The sequence below is a fragment of the Candidatus Nanosynbacter featherlites genome (assembly GCF_037013405.1).
GTDB classification, from domain to species: Bacteria; Patescibacteriota; Saccharimonadia; order Saccharimonadales; family Saccharimonadaceae; genus Nanosynbacter; species Nanosynbacter featherlites_B.
In genome coordinates this window covers 85,389-100,379 of record NZ_CP146064.1, presented here as the reverse complement: position 1 = coordinate 100,379, position 14,991 = coordinate 85,389, and the positions used below count along the sequence as shown (strand labels likewise).

General features: G+C 45.9%; 18 protein-coding genes and 2 tRNA genes. 1 reads left to right on the top strand and 19 read right to left on the bottom strand.

From position 1 onward, the window contains the following. Window positions 1-5 precede the first annotated feature (5 nt). The 6 genes from V4210_RS00520 to V4210_RS00495 all read right to left on the bottom strand — a co-directional run bounded on the left by V4210_RS00520 (window position 6) and on the right by V4210_RS00495 (window position 2,655). Window positions 6-383 (bottom strand): hypothetical protein, encoded by a 378-nt coding sequence (locus V4210_RS00520; RefSeq protein WP_338520915.1) that lies wholly within the window; start codon window positions 381-383, stop codon window positions 6-8. Between the two features lie 8 nt (window positions 384-391). Next, window positions 392-467: transfer RNA gene (locus V4210_RS00515), tRNA-Thr, on the bottom strand. 40 nt (window positions 468-507) lie between these two features. Further along, window positions 508-1,509 carry a SurA N-terminal domain-containing protein gene (locus tag V4210_RS00510; RefSeq protein WP_338520914.1) on the bottom strand — a complete coding sequence of 334 codons (1,002 nt, stop codon included), beginning with the start codon at window positions 1,507-1,509 and terminating at the stop codon, window positions 508-510. Next, on the bottom strand, window positions 1,469-2,002 hold the full coding sequence (locus tag V4210_RS00505) for a PH domain-containing protein (RefSeq protein WP_338520913.1): 534 nt from the start codon (window positions 2,000-2,002) through the stop codon (window positions 1,469-1,471). Before V4210_RS00505 ends, V4210_RS00510 begins: the two co-directional genes overlap by 41 nt. 6 nt (window positions 2,003-2,008) lie before the next feature. Beyond that, a tRNA-Arg gene (locus tag V4210_RS00500) sits at window positions 2,009-2,085 on the bottom strand. 42 nt (window positions 2,086-2,127) lie between these two features. Then, window positions 2,128-2,655, bottom strand: a complete 528-nt coding sequence (locus V4210_RS00495; RefSeq protein ID WP_338520912.1) for a nucleoside-diphosphate kinase — start codon at window positions 2,653-2,655, stop codon at window positions 2,128-2,130. 84 nt (window positions 2,656-2,739) lie between these two features. Between V4210_RS00495 and xerA the strand changes: the two genes are divergently transcribed. Then, window positions 2,740-3,663, top strand: coding sequence for a site-specific tyrosine recombinase/integron integrase (xerA, locus tag V4210_RS00490; protein ID WP_338520911.1), 924 nt, complete (start codon window positions 2,740-2,742; stop codon window positions 3,661-3,663). 3 nt (window positions 3,664-3,666) lie between these two features. On the opposite strand, the gene V4210_RS00485 is transcribed toward xerA, so the two are convergent. From V4210_RS00485 to pilM, 13 genes are all read right to left on the bottom strand, one after another. Next, complete coding sequence (locus tag V4210_RS00485; protein WP_338520910.1) at window positions 3,667-4,794, bottom strand: hypothetical protein; 1,128 nt, start codon at window positions 4,792-4,794, stop codon at window positions 3,667-3,669. After that, on the bottom strand, window positions 4,787-5,497 hold the full coding sequence (locus V4210_RS00480) for a PilW family protein (protein WP_338520909.1): 711 nt from the start codon (window positions 5,495-5,497) through the stop codon (window positions 4,787-4,789). The genes V4210_RS00485 and V4210_RS00480 overlap by 8 nt, the downstream gene beginning before the upstream one ends. After that, window positions 5,478-6,029, bottom strand: a complete 552-nt coding sequence (locus V4210_RS00475; RefSeq protein WP_338520908.1) for a type IV pilus modification PilV family protein — start codon at window positions 6,027-6,029, stop codon at window positions 5,478-5,480. Before V4210_RS00475 ends, V4210_RS00480 begins: the two co-directional genes overlap by 20 nt. Further along, entirely contained in the window at window positions 6,010-6,696 is a 687-nt protein-coding gene (locus V4210_RS00470) for a type II secretion system protein (protein WP_338520907.1), read from the bottom strand. Before V4210_RS00470 ends, V4210_RS00475 begins: the two co-directional genes overlap by 20 nt. Before the next feature lie 34 nt (window positions 6,697-6,730). Then, the gene (locus V4210_RS00465; RefSeq protein ID WP_338520906.1) at window positions 6,731-7,612 is read right to left on the bottom strand and encodes a prepilin peptidase; all 882 of its coding nucleotides are present in this window, start codon (window positions 7,610-7,612) and stop codon (window positions 6,731-6,733) included. A gap of 75 nt (window positions 7,613-7,687) precedes the next feature. After that, a complete protein-coding gene (locus V4210_RS00460) occupies window positions 7,688-8,143 on the bottom strand; it encodes a type II secretion system protein (RefSeq protein WP_338520905.1) in 456 nt (151 codons plus the stop codon). Between the two features lie 81 nt (window positions 8,144-8,224). Next, window positions 8,225-9,436, bottom strand: coding sequence for a type II secretion system F family protein (locus V4210_RS00455; RefSeq protein WP_338520904.1), 1,212 nt, complete (start codon window positions 9,434-9,436; stop codon window positions 8,225-8,227). Window positions 9,437-9,439: 3 nt separating this feature from the next. After that, complete coding sequence (locus V4210_RS00450) at window positions 9,440-10,510, bottom strand: type IV pilus twitching motility protein PilT (RefSeq protein ID WP_138078429.1); 1,071 nt, start codon at window positions 10,508-10,510, stop codon at window positions 9,440-9,442. 14 nt (window positions 10,511-10,524) lie between these two features. Next, window positions 10,525-12,288, bottom strand: a complete 1,764-nt coding sequence (locus V4210_RS00445) for a GspE/PulE family protein (RefSeq protein ID WP_338520903.1) — start codon at window positions 12,286-12,288, stop codon at window positions 10,525-10,527. 12 nt (window positions 12,289-12,300) lie between these two features. Beyond that, window positions 12,301-12,528 carry a hypothetical protein gene (locus V4210_RS00440; protein WP_338520902.1) on the bottom strand — a complete coding sequence of 76 codons (228 nt, stop codon included), beginning with the start codon at window positions 12,526-12,528 and terminating at the stop codon, window positions 12,301-12,303. After that, window positions 12,525-13,187: a hypothetical protein gene (locus V4210_RS00435; protein WP_338520901.1), complete on the bottom strand. Its 663-nt coding sequence runs from the start codon at window positions 13,185-13,187 to the stop codon at window positions 12,525-12,527. The genes V4210_RS00440 and V4210_RS00435 overlap by 4 nt, the downstream gene beginning before the upstream one ends. Next, window positions 13,187-13,915 (bottom strand): PilN domain-containing protein, encoded by a 729-nt coding sequence (locus V4210_RS00430; protein ID WP_338520900.1) that lies wholly within the window; start codon window positions 13,913-13,915, stop codon window positions 13,187-13,189. The genes V4210_RS00435 and V4210_RS00430 overlap by 1 nt, the downstream gene beginning before the upstream one ends. Then, window positions 13,912-14,958: a type IV pilus assembly protein PilM gene (gene pilM / locus V4210_RS00425; RefSeq protein WP_138078420.1), complete on the bottom strand. Its 1,047-nt coding sequence runs from the start codon at window positions 14,956-14,958 to the stop codon at window positions 13,912-13,914. The genes V4210_RS00430 and pilM overlap by 4 nt, the downstream gene beginning before the upstream one ends. Window positions 14,959-14,991: the final 33 nt, after the last annotated feature.

Here is a 14,991-nt window from a genome sequence, read left to right as displayed (position 1 = left end):
ATCATTTATCCAAATGAAGCAATTCGTAATATTGGTAATGCAAACAATAAGAGGATGGCTGAAAAGCCAATAGTTCCCCAGGCTAGAGCTAAGCCAAGATGACGACGCTCCAGCTTCACTAGTTTAACTGCAAGAATACTGTGCCCCAGAATAGCAACAACTTCCAGCAAAGCATAAAACCACAGTGTGTACCAATAGTCTCTATATAGACTTGTAATACCAAAGGCACTATATTGGGTGATAACCTGTGTTTCACGCGGTTTTATGTGAGCCGCCAAAACGATCACGACGATGACGGCAAAAATGATGTTAAAAATTATCAAACCTGCCAACCAGCGGTCGCTCATAATAGTCTTAATACTCGTCGTTATTTCTTGTTTCATACTACTAATGGAGCCGCTGACCGGATTCGAACCGGTGACCTACGCTTTACGAAAGCGCCGCTCTACCAACTGAGCTACAGCGGCAAGACTCCTCCGCATAATTATATCAGATGTGAATTATTTTTCAATCAAGAGAAATGTAGTAGGTAGCCTTCTTTTCAGTCTTGAATGCATCAACTTTAGCCTTAAATGCCGTTAGTGGCACGTGAATATAGCTATACTTCACAGAACTATCAGTTCGCTCATCAACACGAATAAAGTAGTAGCCGTCACCAGAAACCGTCTGCTTGGCTTCTGAAGTGGTTCCTGGTTCAATTTTCAGAGCCTGTTCAGTGATGCCGTCAGCATTATCCTTGCCAACTGACATGTCGGCAACATATTGCACTGATTGACCATGTTCTGTCGCAATATCTGCCAAGCTTTTACCTGATTTTATGGCTCCATCTATAGCAGAAACCAGGTTGGTTGCCTTGTCATCAACAGCAAAGGATACTTTACTAGTGATGAGGCTATCTCGAAGGTTTTCTTTCATCTCAGCGAGAGACAATCCCAATGTCTTACGAACGGCAGCATCATACGAAGCATCAGAAAGTCCGCGCTTATGCCGTTGCAACGCTGCATCAATCTCAGAATCTGATACTGTAATTCCCTTTTCTTGAGCAATTTTCTTTGCGTATGTAATTTTTACAACTAAGTCCATGGACTGTTGTCGTTGAAACTTCACCTTATCATCACCACCCAGACGATTGACTGACTCGAGGGAAGCTAATGTACTGCGGTAGTATCGTAAATAGTCACTATAGCGAACTGTTGCACCTTCGATGGACGCCACAGGCAGTGGTACAGTGCGCGTGATGCGATAAGCGACATCCCCTGTGTCACGCCAAATGTAAAGCTGAACCCACACAAACACCGTCATCAAGATTGCTGTTCCAAGTCCAATGAATATAGCGTTCCACACCAACCGGTGCCTGGTGTATTGAATTGGGTACTTGTGCTTACGACCACCCGCCAGAATCTTCTCACGATGTTCAGCGACCGTATCGTTAGTGATACGCGTCGGTACTTTTTTCGACTTTTCTGACTTACGCTTCAGTGCTTTCTTGATCATGACTATTCCTTTCATTCGCTATTTCTACTGCATCTTGCAACATGTTGTAAATTTTATTTGGGTGTTCCACATTCTTAATCACAAGATCACCGACAAATGTTTGAATAATAATCGTTCCAAACTTGAACATTTCGCCGCTGAACCCTGGGATATTATAACTGATAGTTTGAATTTTTCGTAGTTGCAATTCTACAACATCCTTACCAAAGAACCCACGTTGCGTAACCTGGCGAATTCGCCGATCCGTCACGATGAAGTAGGTAAAAAACCACATGAGAAAATGATAAATAAACAACAATAGCCCAAAGATAAAGCTACCAAAGAATACCCACAGCAGTTCGAGGTTACTTTGCCAAATCAAAAACGGCACTGCACCAAATGTCATCGGTAATAGCAGACAATAGAAACCTTTGCGCATGGCAATAATGTGGCGACGAAAGACAAACAACAACTCCTCGCCATCGCGTTGGCCATCAAAAGCCTTAACTGTTTTAGTCTTCTTTGTCATAGTCTATGGTACCCCGGGCAGGAGTCGAACCTACAACCTTATCCTTAGGACGGATCTGCTCTATCCAGTTGAGCTACCGAGGCATATTACTATTATACCACGGTAACTCTGTGGATATACCAGTGTTATCGAGTAAATTTTTCACTCAGTGTTGTATAATTTACCAATTCTGCCTCTTCAAACCAGTGGGCAATCTCTTGAACGGCCTCTTCAGAGTCGCCAGAGGCATGGATCAGGTTTGGAATGCCCTTACGGCATGAGTCGGCATAACCAAAGCTGACGTGTGAGTAGTCACCACGGATTGTACCCATGTCAGCAGATTTCGGTTCGGTTGGGCCAACAATTTTACGAACCACTGCTACAGCTTCCACACCCTCGAGCACCATGGCAATCACTGGACCATCCATCATCATATCTAGTGTAATATTGAGGGTCTCTTCACCACGACGAGTTGCTAATTTGCCAATGCCCTCATAGTGTTTTTGATAATGTTCCCTGTCTGGAGATACCATCTTGACACCAATAATCTTTAGACCAACTCGCTCAAAGCGTTGTAAAATTTCCCCCACAATTCCCCGCTGGACTGCGTCTGGTTTGAATACAATCAGTGTTCGCTCAACTCCACAGAAAACCTTTCCATCATTACTTGCCATTGTAGCTCCTTTCGTTAGTATTTGTCTTATGATAGCAAAAAGCCATTATTTGATAAACTGCCTAAATACCCGTACAATAGGCTTATGTTTGTATCAGAGGCACTAACTGATTTCCTGGAGCATTTAGAGATAGAGGGCGGTAGAAGCCAAAATACCATCCGAAACTATTCGTTATATCTGGAACGATTCATTGAATTTGCTGGCGACATAGAAGTAGTAAAAATTACATCAGAGATGATTCGGCGCTATCGCCTGTGGTTAAATCGTTATAAAAATGACAACGATGGCAAAGAGTTGTCAATTTTAACACAGAGCTACCACTTGATTGCGCTGCGTGGCTTTCTCACCTATCTGTCGCGGCGTGATATCCCCTCATTATCTGCCGACAAAATCATCTTGCCGAAGACGGTTCGCAAACAGGTGACTTTTTTACAATACGACGAGGTGGTTAATCTGATAGACAATATACCACTAGACAGTGAGCAAGGTTTGCGCGACCGAGCAATCATCGAGCTACTCTTTTCCAGCGGGCTGCGCGTGTCGGAGCTCGTTAATCTCAATCGAGACCACATCAACCTCAAACGACGAGAGTTTATGGTGCGTGGAAAAGGCCAAAAAGACCGACCAGTGTTTGTTTCACAACATGCCGCTGAACACGTCGAAAATTACCTACAAGCTCGTCAAGATAGCCTGCCTGCCCTTTTTCTCAACTACAGTAGGCGATCAACCAAGCCAACCACATCAGGCGATTATCGTCGCTTATCTGCACGCAGTATTCAACGAATGATCTCACACTATGCTCGCCTAGCGGGGATAACTAAACATGTCAGCCCACACACTATGAGACACAGTTTTGCTACGGACTTGTTAATGAACGGCGCTGATTTACGCTCAGTTCAATCACTCTTGGGTCATAGTAGTATATCCACTACTCAGGTGTATACGCACGTCACTGACCAACACTTAAAAGACATACACGAACGCTTTCACAGCGATACTTCTCAGTAGGATTTAGGAGTCGCAAGCTCCGCCTTCTACGATATTGCCAGCAAGTGAGAAATCCTTACACAAGTTATTTAATACTTCCACAGATCCGGCTGGATACCATATATCCTCACCAAGTCGGAGGCGCGCTTCTACACGACGGAACAGATTATTTGCTCGACCTGTCGAGTCAACCGCCGGCTGAGCACCATAGAGCATAACTTGCTCCGTTCCTTTCATGACAGATACACGCACATTAGCGCCCTTGTAGAGGTGATTTATCGCTAGAAAGGCATTTGCGCTGGCTTCCGGGCTCACCTCATCAAGCTCAATAATAGCTCTACATGAATGACCATGAGGATGTGCAAAATCCTTAGAACATAATACCCCTGTTGGTTCGTTGCGAGTCGTTGGCGTATCAGTAGCGCGGCGTAATGAACCCTTGTGCACTACATTCTCTACCGCTGGCACCCCTGAAACGATACCGTTAGGGCGCAAGAAGACCGCCTGCGATGCCGACGAAGAATCTAGGCTATCTATGGTGAAATTATTGCCTGGTGTAATAACCTGAGCACGCAAAACAGCTGGAGCTTGGGCACTCCAAGTAGCCTTTTCTGGTAGACCAATATCGCCATTGTGAACATCCGCTAACGCCACGTTTTTATTGGCATTGTCTTCTTTGTTAAACCACTCGATTATCACTTTATCGAACGCTCCCCGAGCACGCAACGGCACCAATTGCACCTTATTTTCCGCTCCTACATACAAGAAATCTTCAGTATCCATAGAAACCTTCAGACAGGTATACGCCTGATCGAATTTCCTACCGTTTGAACTGTTGGTTTGGACCAAGGTTTCTTGCGCATTGCCAGCACCTCCCAATACCGATGATTGACGAACACTGTTGCAATCTTTCTTTTCCAGGGCATCACATGCCGAAGCATTGCCCTTCTGACACGCACGAATCACGCGTTTTGCGTCTTCCACACCAGCCAGCGCGGCATCATAGGCACTTTGCGACAAGTCGTTATTGATGGCTTGCTGCTGATCTTTGAGCATTAATTTCACAAAGCCAGCTGCTAGAATGGTCAATAACATTGCCGAAAAAATGACTGCAAACAAAGATGCTGCGCCCGATTCTTTTCTCTTATCCATTGGTCCTCACTATCATCTCAAAATTATTAATTGCACAGAAATTGAAATTGGCCTCATTGTCTTCTGGTGGCTTACAGGCCATGTCCTGCAGCTCGGCAACAGCACTTGTCCCCAGTGTGAACGATACTTTGTACAGCGCCTCTGAATTATTAGCTGACGTAACGCGAGACGCCGTAAAATCATGCACGGCAATGGCTACATCAGTGCCATCAATAGGCCGCAGCAAATGCGTAACTCGCTCTGGCTCGATGTCCATCGGATATGAACCTGAGGTCGATTGACACAACGCAGCATCTTCATCCAATATTCGCGCTAGGTTAATAGCCTGACCATTAGAGCGAACAACTCCACTGCCACTCCGGCGAATCACTGGATCATCAATCGCGGAAGCCATGTTCCAAACGTAGGAATATTGACCCAAACATACACGACCGCTTCTAACTGACCCAGATTCACGGACTAAAATAACTGGGTTGGCTGAGTTGACAATCTTAGTGGCGCTACTCTGTAGAAAGTCTCGACGAATGACATCACTAATCGTTCTACCCGACTGATTAACTGTCTTCATGACGGTACCGCGGTTATATATTTTGCCAGCCTGAACAGCGACCATAGCAACAGACAATAGCAATACTGATACAAATGCCATCGCCAACATCAGCTCTACTAAGGTAAATCCTGAATTAGCTCTTCTCTGGTGCATATAACCTCACAATCGTTCCTATCGTCACAGGCCTTGGCTGACTTGGCGCGTACCAACAAGCCTGAATATACGCATCGTAGGCAGATCCACCGGTGACATGCACCAATTGCACAGAAATACCGTATGAAACATCACCCTCTTGTTTGGCATACACTTGAGCTGGCATATACGTCGACACTCGACCAAGCGAATCGCTGCGTGAACGCAATGCAAATTCACCATCACCAAAGTGATCCGGGCAGGTATCAACGCTTAACATCTCATTTGCCGCATCTTTTTTGGGCAGATTATTCCACAGCTCAGCCATGGTCACATCCCCTTTATGAGAGTTGTTGTGCACAAAACGGAGCATCTCTGCCTGTGCATCAATTTGCTGACGGACCAGTGTCGACTCAAGAGATTGCTGGGCTATGGATAGTCCACGGTTCATCACTGTCAGACAACCAACAGCAACTGCACTAAAAACAGCAGTCGCCAACATGACCTCAATCAGGGTATCTCCAGCCTGATGTCTACAGCGCTTTACATGCATCTCCCGCCCCCTTCACTGTCAATGCCTCACTTGATCCAGCACGCGCACCAATAAAGACTGACAAACGCTCTGGAGAGAACCATTTTTCATCATATATACAAACCTCATACGTCACGTCGCCACTACTCGTCAGTAGTTCATTAATTTTATCATCTGGATAGGTGCGTGAATCTGAGCGTATCGCTAATTCTCCAGTAGCAGGGTTGCGAACCATGGCAACCGACAAGCCGGCGCCAGACGGCTCAGCAAGAGCTGTTTTTACACTCCAGTTGGTTTGATATTCGGCGACATTGTTATTTGACGATCGATATGACCAGGTTTTCCCGTCAGCCCCAAGCAATGCATAGATTAGCTTCACACGGAAGCTCCTGCCCTGATCTTCGCCAATGATGTAACGCCCAACAATCACACAGTTCGACTGCCCCCGATAGCCATTGACGCTAGCCCCCGGAATGGGACACGGATCTGTTGGCTGTCGGTCGTTTTCTATACTAATAACCTTTGAGTATTGTTCCGTTAAAAAATTGGCATAAGATTGGACAGCGTCGCGATACTGTTGGCGCTGAATGGCTACGCCGATACCAGCCAACAACGCAATCGCCATAGTGCCGGAGATTGCTAGAAACATTGTTACTTCAATTACAGTAAAGCCACCCTGTCGTCGCATACTTCTAGTATAGCATAAGCGTTTTCTTTAGCCATCATATCAGTGGAAACAATCCACGGATAATTTCCGGACCAATAAACCATGTCAGCAAAAATCCAACTATCAAGAGCGGCCCAAACGGCACCTTAGCCTTACGGTCTAGTGTTCCTCGCACCATCCCAGGCAGGACCATCAGCGTACCGAGGAGATTAGCTGCGAAGAGGCATAAAAACGCCAACTTCCAATCAGCCAAGAATAATGCCAAACCAAGACCGAGCTTGACGTCCCCAAACCCAATCCACTCACCTTTGGAAATGGCATACAGCACAAGATATAAGCCGCTTAAAATAGCTACTGCTCCACTGAGTGTCATAAAGAGACCAAGGCTATCCGAAGAGGTGATGAATTGCGTAGCTACAAAAATACCGCCCAACCCAACGAATGGCCACATGGCAATATCAGGCAAAATGGACCATCTTAGATCGTAAACGAACAATATTGTTAATGGCACCAAAGCTGACAGCCATACAATCGCCCGTAACAGTCCTAGATCAGAAAGCGATTCTGGCCAAAACCATACCGAAAGCGCAAACAAAGCTCCCAGGCCAATTTCTAACAAAATTTCTGTATAGCCAATTTTTGCTTTGCAGTACCGACATTTACCACCAAAACGTAGCCAGCTGAAAACTGGTATCAGATCCTTCCACGCTAAATCATGATGGCACGACAAACACTGTGAACGATCTTTTTTGAGTTTTTTGCCAATGAGCGGCTTGAGCTTTTTCCATTCAGCAGCGTCTATTTTTTCACCAGCAGCCTTGTCTTGTTTCAGTTGCCAGGCACGCAACCGCCACACTTGCGCCCCCGCAAAGCTACCCAAGACCGCCCCTAACAATCCAATCCCTACGGTCATCATGATCATAATACAACTGTCCATACCTCTTATGGTAGCAGAAATAGTAAAAAAAAGCAGCCTCTGTTGATGACGAGGCTGCTATAATTGATCTGATTCTTAAGCACCGCTGTCTTGGCAGAAGTGAGTTGGGCCACCTTCAAGCAGTACCACGACCGCAAACTGCCGTGAAGTACCAGGTTCTAATTCCTGTTTCTCCTTAGAGCTTTCACCACATTTCATGCCAGTAACAACCTGAATTTCGGTGTCGCTAACAGTAACTGAATTCTTTTTACTGTCAACTGACACGTGATCTTTGTTGGTGTATTTTGACAGATCTGTGCCCAAAAATGATCGGAGTTTCTCAGTGCCTGGCCACGCGCCACGGTTAGCATTGGAGTAGTTAGTAACTGCAGTTGAAACAAGGCTCAAGTCGTTTTTACGAGCCGTGTCACGTTGGTTACGGTTTAGTACTGGAACAGCGATGAAGACCATTAGGAATATCAGTGCTGCGATACCCAGAACCAATACCACTTCTATGATCGTAAAGCCTTTTTTATCTTGTGTGTTGATCATAAAGTTTCCACCTTTCTATGATCTATTACTAATGTTAGCGGTAGTGCTTATCCTTATAATACACGGTAACTAGCACGTTGTCTAGATTCCTACGTGGTTAACCAGACTATAGATTGGGAACAAAATGGCTCCCACCATACCAGCTGCTACAATAGCCAAAAACACCATCAATACTGGCTCGATGGCGGTGGATATGGCTTTAATTTCCTCATCAAGCTCATTTTCATAAATCTGAGCTGTTTTGCCCATCATTTCATCAACCTTACCTGATTGCTCTCCAATTTTGATCATATGAGGCACCATTTCCAGCATATATTCCTCATTTTTTAGCGACAGAGATAATGCCTTTCCGCCCTTCACCTTGTCAGCAGCGCGCATAATTTCCTCGCTGACAATAACGTTATTAACACCGTCTGCAGCGATTTTCAGCATATCAAGCATTGGTACACCAGTTGACAATAGCGTCTGTCCAGTTCGGGTAAACCGCGCCATGTAGAGCTTACGGAACATGCCCTTAAACAGCGGCACATTGAGCTTGAATTTGTCCTTCATATGAATGCCCGCCTCTGTTTGCAAGTACTGAGCGAAGAAGTAAATGCCAAATCCCAGTAAAATAGCTAATAGCCACCAGAAATTGATGAAGAAATCAGCGATACTAACCATCACTTGCGTCAAAATTGGCAGTTCTCGTCCAACGTCTTTGTATAGGCCTTTGACCTGTGGTACAACCGAAACCGTCATAAAACCAACCACCATGACGATCACTACTAGGACGATTGATGGGTATGTCAAGGCACCCTTGACCTTACGCATCATTGCCGCATCTTTTTCCTGCTGGTTTGCCACTCGCTTCAAAGCTTCATCCAACGTTCCAGAAGCCTCACCCGCTGAAACTAAGGCGATGAATAGCTTATCAAACACCTCAGGATGTTTGGAGAAGGCATCAGATAGCTGTTTACCACCTTCAATGTCAGCGATCACTTCCTGGACAATACCCTGCATGCGCTTATTGGACGTTTGTTCTAGCACCGTACGCATACTTTGCGACAATGGCAATCCTGCACCAATCAACGTCGACAGCTGACGAGTGAACAATATTTTGTCCTTGGACGTGATACGCCCTAATATTCTATCAATAAAATTTGACTTATCGTCCTCAAGCTCAATTTTTAGTGGCACAAAACCTTGGTCAGTCAGCAAACGTGCAGCCGCATGCTCACTCTCAGCCTGAACCACTGATTTGACTATCTTATTACTGGCGCTATCCCTGGCTTCGTAGGCGTATTTTTTCATATATTATCCTCGCAATAACCTTTCTAATTCCGTCAAATCAACTGCGAATTCACGTGCGCTATCATAGGTAATCGTACCATTCTGTACGAGGTTTGCCAGAGTTCGGTCCATGGTCTGCATACCCTGCTCGGCACCGGTTTGAATAACAGCGTCCAACTGGTGAGACTTACCTTCACGGATGATGTTACGCACCGCTGGGTTGGCGATGAGGATTTCTGCTGCCACCACACGACCACCGCCAATGGCTGGCACCAACCGTTGTGAACAAATAGCCATCAAGATATTACTGAGCTGTGCTCGAATTTGTGGCTGCTGGTGTGGCGGGAACACGTCAATCATACGGTCAATCGACTGGGCAGCTGAGTTGGTGTGAAGGGTTGCAAACACCAAGTGTCCAGTTTCAGCAATGGTAATAGCCGCTGAAATAGTTTCCAAGTCACGCATCTCACCAATCAGCACCACGTCTGGGTCCTGACGCAAGCTGGATCGCAAGGCCGCTGAGAATGAGTAGGTATCGTAGTGAACTTCTCGCTGTACAACGACTGATTGCTTGGATTTGTGAGTAAACTCAATTGGGTCTTCAATGGTAATGATATGGTGTGACTTTTCTGAGTTGATTTTATCAATCAATGAGGCCAAAGTCGTCGACTTACCAGAACCCGTCGGACCCGTCACCAGCACCAAGCCTCGTGGGAAGTCGGCGAAACTATTGACGATTGGCGGCATACCAAGTTCGGTAGCTGATTTGATTTCGTTGGGAATCAGACGCAGCGCAGCTGCCAAATTACCTCTTTCATGGAAGGCATTCACACGGAATCGCCCCAATGTACCAAACGCAAAACTGAAGTCAAACTCTTTGTCTTTCAACAAAATCTGACGCTGATCTTCATCCAAAATTTGGAACACCAAACGTTCGACCGCCGCCTCATCAAGTGGCATAGTACCAGCCACTGGCATCAAACGCCCATCGATACGCAGCATCGGTGGTAAGCCTACTTGAATATGGAGGTCAGATGCGCGCTTCTTAACCACATCCTCCAGTAATAGTTCAATTCTTAGCTCTTGATTATTCATAATTCCCCCTTTTTTTATGCTGTGTCTGCTGCAACACGATTAACTTCTTCTAGTGTCGTAATACCACTCAAGGCCTTCAAATAACCATCCTGACGCATCGTAATCATCCCCTGCTGGACCGCCATGCGCTGAATCTCTGCTGAGGTTGCTTGTTTGACGATCAAGTTTTGGATCTCCTCAGTCACATCCATCACCTCGTACAAACCAGCGCGCCCCAGATATCCTCGCGGTGACTGAGGAGTGTCCCGACCTCTCACTAGCGTGTATGATTGTTGACCAGCCAGCGGCAAGTCTTTATATCCCAAGTCTTGAGCATATGGCACAACTTGTTCTCGTGATTGTGGTAACAAATGTCCAATCGTTGATTGAATAGTTTGCGTCTCCAGAGGTGAAGACTGATAAGCATCGTGTTTCGGGGCAACTCGCCGGACCAGGCGCTGACCGATAATCGTGTTCACAGTACTAGCGATCAGGAATGGTTCAATCCCCATATCCAACAAACGCGGCAACACACCGGCTGCTGAGTTGGTGTGCAGCGTTGAAAACACCAAATGTCCCGTTAGTGCCGCCTGAACCGCCAAGTTAGCCGTTTCCGCGTCACGAATCTCACCCACCATCACCACATCTGGGTCTTGACGCAAGATAGAACGTAACCCCGAAGCGAACGTCAGCCCAACCTCAGTGTTCACCTGAATCTGATTGACACCGTCCATTTTATACTCCACAGGGTCTTCCAGTGTCACAATATTGACTGAGTCGTCTTTAATTTCCTTGATCAAAGCGTACAAACTCGTGGATTTACCAGAACCTGTCGGACCAGATGTCAAAATCATACCGTTTGGCCGCTTAATTCCTTTTCGGATGCTGCGCAGAGCTCGGCCCGCATAACCCATATCTTCCAAATCAAACGAATTTCCCGTCTTATCAAGCAGACGAATCACCACCTGCTCACCCCAAACCACCGGTGATATTGCTATACGCAAGTCGACCGCCTTACCAGCTACATTCACTGCAAACTGACCGTCCTGAGGGATGCGGTGCTCGTCAATTTTCAAGCTGGATAAAATCTTTATACGGCTCACGAGCGCTGGCTCAATACTTTTCGGTAGCTGCATGACCTCCCTGAGCACACCGTCAACACGGCAGCGAATCTTCAGAGCCTTCTCGAGCGGTTCAATATGTACATCAGAGGCATGACTTTTCACTGCATATTCCAAAATAGTGCTTAATGCGCGCGAAATTGGAGAGTCCTGGACGATAGTCTTGATCTCGGTCGCTGATTCAATAGCTGCTTCCTCTTGTGATACCTGAGCTGCGTCACTAACCGTCGACAAATCCGCCTTGTATTGACCTAGGACATGCCTGACGCTGTCCTCAGATGCCATAAATACCTTTAGCGGACGCTGAATACGATTTGCCAAATAATCAACGGCCTGGACGTTATTGGCATCGATCATAGCGACTGCCAGGCGGTTTTGAACTTCAGCCAACGGAACGGCCATGAAACGCTCTGCCACTTCAGCCGGCAGCAGAGATAAGATATTCTGATCGATGAAGCTATTGCTCAAATTGACATATGGTACGCCTGAAACTTGAGCCACCGCGTGCGTCAGAAGCTCATTGTCGATGACACCTTCTTCGGTCAACAGCGAAAAAAGCGGCTTATCTTCTTTTTTTGCCCGCTTTTCTGCGTCATCTAAAATTCTCTTTTCAACAAGACCCTCATCAATCAAAAGCTTGATGAGTTTTTCCTGTATTTCATCTGTTAGCAGCGCCATGTTGCTAACCCCTTATCCGTTTTCGCCACCAACAATCACTTCAACGGTAGGGTTGATCGCTTTATCGTTAAAAATATCTTTGCTTGGTTGCGTTACATCTGATGAAATCTTGCGAATCGTTTGTACTTTTACGCCACTGTCTGGCAACTTCAGAAATGACAAGTTAGACGCCACCACATACGCGACGATCACGCCCAAACTTGCTACTAAAATAATCATTGCTATATCTGTTTTTTTCATGGTTTTACCACCTTATTTTCAAGTGTAATTGCCTGCGCTGGATTGTATGGAACTTTGCCTTGTACGTTGAGAACCACCTTGCCATCACCAGCTTGAATTTCCATGGCGGTGATTTCAATGACACGAATTGATTTCTCAAAACGCTCCATCAATTCTTTCAATTTGTCAGGCGCACCACTAACTGAAAGGTTGAACTTGTGTGCTGACTCTGAGTTAGACTCCCCTTCACTGGCAGAGGCTGCGTCTACCGTTAGACTCTCCAGTGTCAAGCCTGGCACCGCTCCGATAAACTTTTGCTGCAAGGCAGCACCCAAGGCATCGGCATTTGGCTCAGCTGGTAATGCGTCCAAAATAGTCTGTAGTGGACTGCTCTCGTCGCTCGATTTTACTGATTTGAGTGCATCATTTGTCTCTAACACTCTGATGTTATCTTTTAGCTCTTTGGCGTTAGAGATATTGCTGTGTAAGGTACTCACGGTACCATTTTTTGTAGCAATAACTTTAGAATGGAAGATGATCTGTTGTATCAGGAATATCGATACTACCAGGGAAACACCCGCCAAAAAAGCAGCACCCGCCACAAAAAAGAACATTGTCTTTTTTGAAGAATCTATCTGTTGGCGTTTGCGAATTGCCACATCTTGCTCACCTGAAGGCATTATTGATTCTCCTTCTTCTGTTCAGTTGATTCACTACGGCTAAAGAGGCTTTCTGGAACGCCTAAGCGTGAATCTGTCACGTTTGTCTTGCTGGTCGGCGTAATGATTGAAATCGTTTCTTTTGAATGTGCAAACAGGTCATCAGGATAGGTGAAAGTAAAGGCAAAGCGCAACACCTTCTTACCTTCGGCATTCTCGCCAAATGTTGTTTCACCGGCTTTCATATCACTTGCTAGCGGCACACCGTCACCCTCAGTATTGCCCTTTTTCACCTTGGTGCTGGTCAATGTCTTCTTGAGGACTTCCAGCGCCGCAAAACCATTGACGGCTGAACCTTCCAGGGTAATTGTCTTTTCTTCTGGGTTAAGGCGCGCCATTGATATCTGTACATTATTTGGTGCTGGCGGGTTGATGGCGCTTATCAGAGATAACAGCCGTGAATTAATCTTTTTGTTATTATGTAATCGATCGATCTGCCCCAACTGCTGCTGCAACGTTACGGTCTTGTCTAGATCGCTAATTTGTGACAATTCACCATATTTGCTTTTTATATCACTGTCTTGCTTGAGTTCAAACGCTAGTTGACCACCTAAAACAACTGCACAAAACACAACGATAGCAATAGACACGATACCTACCAATATTGACATTGATATGACCGCATTGCGCATCATGCGAATGCGTAGTAATTCGCGCTTAACATCTGGGATCAAGTTGATTTCAATCATCCGAGATTACTCCTTTGCGCTAACCCAACGACTGTTGCAAACTCAGAGGCCACTGGAGCTAATTGCTGCTGATCATTCTGCGACATCGAAACACGTTGCCACGGATTAGCAGTAACAGCGTTGATGCCAGCCTTTGAGGAAATGTATTGATCCATCTGCGGGATAGCTGCGCCAAATCCAGACAATAATATGCCAGAAACCTGCAAGCTCGTGTAACGCGTTTGGAAAAAAGTGATTGATTTGACAATTTCTGAAGCAAAATTGTCCAAAACCATATCAATCGCTCGGAGCACCTGACCATCCAGGCGATCTGGCGCCAAGCCAAACTTCAAAATAAATTGCCGCGCCTGGTCTTCTTGGACGCTCAGATTCTGTACCGCTGACCGCACCAGTGACTGCAGACCTGTTGGCACCGTACGCACTAACCGAGGTGTTGTGCCATATACCACGGCTAAATCAGTAGAGATTTCGCCCATATCGAGGATCAATTTCACGTCTTGATTGTCAGATGGCGTCAATGAGCGAACCATTGCTATCGGGTCTGGCTCCTCAGCGATAACATTAAAACCCAAACCTTCCACAAATTCCAATTTGCTTTCGGCGTATGATTTAGCTGTACTGGTCAATAGCACCTCATACTGGTTTTGTGTTCGCAAACTATCACCAAGCAACGCCCAGTCAACCTTTGCATCGTCAATTGACATTGGAATATATTGTTCCACCTGATATTTCATGGTTGCGCGCAGCTCTTGGTCGGAAACTTTTGGCACATCGATGATAGTGCTGAAGGTTTTACTCGAAGGTAGCCCGATGGCAACATTTGAGGTTTTGATGCCACTTTGCCCAACGGCAGTCATAATCACTTCACCCAAACGGCGCTTCGCCTCTGGTGAATCACTGCTTGATATTTTGCTATCAACTGGTGCATAACCATAATGCATCAAGTTCCAGCCTGAACCACTGCGACCCAATTGAACAACCCGCACCGCGTTTGTACCGATGTCTAGTCCGAAGAAGTCGCCCAACCCTTTTGAGAATTTCATATCACCTTTCATTATACATAAGCTTTTTGTATT

What these genes read in the sequence shown, in the direction of transcription:
- V4210_RS00520 (WP_338520915.1), bottom strand. Translation starts at nt 383, where the DNA reads ATGAAACAAGAAATAACGACGAGTATTAAGACTATTATGAGCGACCGC.
- V4210_RS00510 (WP_338520914.1), bottom strand. Translation starts at nt 1,509, where the DNA reads ATGAAAGGAATAGTCATGATCAAGAAAGCACTGAAGCGTAAGTCAGAA.
- V4210_RS00505 (WP_338520913.1), bottom strand. Translation starts at nt 2,002, where the DNA reads ATGACAAAGAAGACTAAAACAGTTAAGGCTTTTGATGGCCAACGCGAT.
- V4210_RS00495 (WP_338520912.1), bottom strand. Translation starts at nt 2,655, where the DNA reads ATGGCAAGTAATGATGGAAAGGTTTTCTGTGGAGTTGAGCGAACACTG.
- xerA (WP_338520911.1), top strand. Translation starts at nt 2,740, where the DNA reads ATGTTTGTATCAGAGGCACTAACTGATTTCCTGGAGCATTTAGAGATA.
- V4210_RS00485 (WP_338520910.1), bottom strand. Translation starts at nt 4,794, where the DNA reads ATGGATAAGAGAAAAGAATCGGGCGCAGCATCTTTGTTTGCAGTCATT.
- V4210_RS00480 (WP_338520909.1), bottom strand. Translation starts at nt 5,497, where the DNA reads ATGCACCAGAGAAGAGCTAATTCAGGATTTACCTTAGTAGAGCTGATG.
- V4210_RS00475 (WP_338520908.1), bottom strand. Translation starts at nt 6,029, where the DNA reads ATGCATGTAAAGCGCTGTAGACATCAGGCTGGAGATACCCTGATTGAG.
- V4210_RS00470 (WP_338520907.1), bottom strand. Translation starts at nt 6,696, where the DNA reads ATGCGACGACAGGGTGGCTTTACTGTAATTGAAGTAACAATGTTTCTA.
- V4210_RS00465 (WP_338520906.1), bottom strand. Translation starts at nt 7,612, where the DNA reads ATGGACAGTTGTATTATGATCATGATGACCGTAGGGATTGGATTGTTA.
- V4210_RS00460 (WP_338520905.1), bottom strand. Translation starts at nt 8,143, where the DNA reads ATGATCAACACACAAGATAAAAAAGGCTTTACGATCATAGAAGTGGTA.
- V4210_RS00455 (WP_338520904.1), bottom strand. Translation starts at nt 9,436, where the DNA reads ATGAAAAAATACGCCTACGAAGCCAGGGATAGCGCCAGTAATAAGATA.
- V4210_RS00450 (WP_138078429.1), bottom strand. Translation starts at nt 10,510, where the DNA reads ATGAATAATCAAGAGCTAAGAATTGAACTATTACTGGAGGATGTGGTT.
- V4210_RS00445 (WP_338520903.1), bottom strand. Translation starts at nt 12,288, where the DNA reads ATGGCGCTGCTAACAGATGAAATACAGGAAAAACTCATCAAGCTTTTG.
- V4210_RS00440 (WP_338520902.1), bottom strand. Translation starts at nt 12,528, where the DNA reads ATGAAAAAAACAGATATAGCAATGATTATTTTAGTAGCAAGTTTGGGC.
- V4210_RS00435 (WP_338520901.1), bottom strand. Translation starts at nt 13,187, where the DNA reads ATGCCTTCAGGTGAGCAAGATGTGGCAATTCGCAAACGCCAACAGATA.
- V4210_RS00430 (WP_338520900.1), bottom strand. Translation starts at nt 13,915, where the DNA reads ATGATTGAAATCAACTTGATCCCAGATGTTAAGCGCGAATTACTACGC.
- pilM (WP_138078420.1), bottom strand. Translation starts at nt 14,958, where the DNA reads ATGAAATTCTCAAAAGGGTTGGGCGACTTCTTCGGACTAGACATCGGT.